This is a genomic window from Streptomyces phytophilus, from assembly GCF_013870535.1.
In the GTDB taxonomy this organism is placed as follows: domain Bacteria; phylum Actinomycetota; class Actinomycetes; order Streptomycetales; family Streptomycetaceae; genus Streptomyces; species Streptomyces phytophilus.
Genome location: NZ_JACBXC010001427.1, coordinates 1 through 1,456, shown reverse-complemented (window position 1 = coordinate 1,456; position 1,456 = coordinate 1). Strand labels below are relative to the sequence as shown.

The 1,456-nt window shown below is 67.5% G+C and carries 1 protein-coding gene; it reads left to right on the top strand.

The annotated features are described in order from the left end of the window. The first annotated feature begins 50 nt into the window (after positions 1–50). Positions 51–1,448 carry an IS30 family transposase gene (locus tag H5J30_RS33025; protein WP_181791381.1) on the top strand — a complete coding sequence of 466 codons (1,398 nt, stop codon included), beginning with the start codon at positions 51–53 and terminating at the stop codon, positions 1,446–1,448. The last annotated feature ends 8 nt before the right edge of the window (positions 1,449–1,456 follow it).

Here is a 1,456-nt window from a genome sequence, read left to right as displayed (position 1 = left end):
CAGGACGGATTCAACTGATCGTCGCAACACCTTGATCGGGAGGTGGAGCGATGGGCTCTGTGGAGCGCCACAAGCAGGTTCGTGCGTATCGGGGATTGATGCCGTCGGCGGGCAGGCCGTCGGTGGCCTGGCGTGAGGACAGGGTCAGGTTCTGGACGGTGATCGCTCGGGGTGTCAAGACCGAGGATGCGTGCAGTGCTGCCGGGGTGTCCGGGCCGGTGGGATTCCGCTGGTTCCGGCACGCTGGCGGCGTGAATCCGTGTCTTCCTGACGAGGTGTCCGGGCGCTACCTGTCGTTTCCCGAACGGGAGGACATCGCCGTCTGGCATGCCCAGGGCGCCGGCATCCGCGAGATCGCCCGCAGGCTCGGACGGGCGCCGTCGACGGTCTCCCGTGAGCTGCGGCGCAATGCCTCCACCCGGACCTACAAGCTGGACTATCGGGCCTCGACCGCACAGTGGCACGCTGAACGCCGGGCCAGGCGCCCGAAGACGGCCAAGCTCGTGGACAACCCGAGGCTGCGAGCTTGTGTCCAGGCTCGGCTGTCGGGGGACGTCACCGACGCCGGAGGCAACCAGGTGGGCCCAAAGGGCCCGGCCTGGAAGGGGCGCAACAAGCCGCACCGTGGCGACAGAGGCTGGGTGACAGCATGGAGCCCAGAGCAGATCGCGCGACGCCTGCCGGTTGAGTTCCCCGACGATGAGGACATGCGTATCAGTCACGAGGCGATCTACCAGGCGCTCTACGTCGAGGGACGTGGTGCGCTGAAACGCGAGCTGGTGGCCTGCCTGCGCACCGGACGGGCACTGCGTGTTCCCCGGGCACGCAGCCGGCAGAAGGCGTGGGCCCACGTCACCGACAAGGTCCTGCTCAGCGAGCGTCCCGCCGAGGCCGAGGACCGCGCCGTTCCCGGGCACTGGGAGGGCGACCTGGTCATCGGACTGAAACGCTCGGCGATCGGTACCCTCGTCGAGCGGACCACCAGGTTCACCATGCTGGTCCACCTGCCGCGCGAGGAGGGCTACGGCGTGGTCCCGCGCACCAAGAACGGACCCGCTCTGGCTGGCTACGGCGCCATCACGATGAAGAACGCCCTGGCCAGGACGATGACCACACTGCCTGAGCAACTCCGGCGGTCTCTCACCTGGGACCGCGGCAAGGAACTGTCCGCGCACCCCGCCTTCACGGTCGAGACCGACATCCCTGTCTACTTCGCCGACCCCCACAGCCCCTGGCAACGCGGGACCAACGAGAACACCAACGGCCTACTACGCCAGTACTTCCCCAAGGGCACCGACTTGTCCCGCTGGAACAGCGAAGAGCTCCAGGCCGTCGCAGCGGTCTTCAACAACCGGCCCCGGAAAACCCTCGGGTGGCGAACCCCAGCTGAAGTGTTCACCAAGCAGCTACGATCGCTCCCACCAGCCAGCGTTGCGACGACCGATTGAATCCGTCC

Coding starts and splice junctions, on each gene's coding strand:
- H5J30_RS33025 (WP_181791381.1), top strand. CDS start 51: ATGGGCTCTGTGGAGCGCCACAAGCAGGTTCGTGCGTATCGGGGATTG.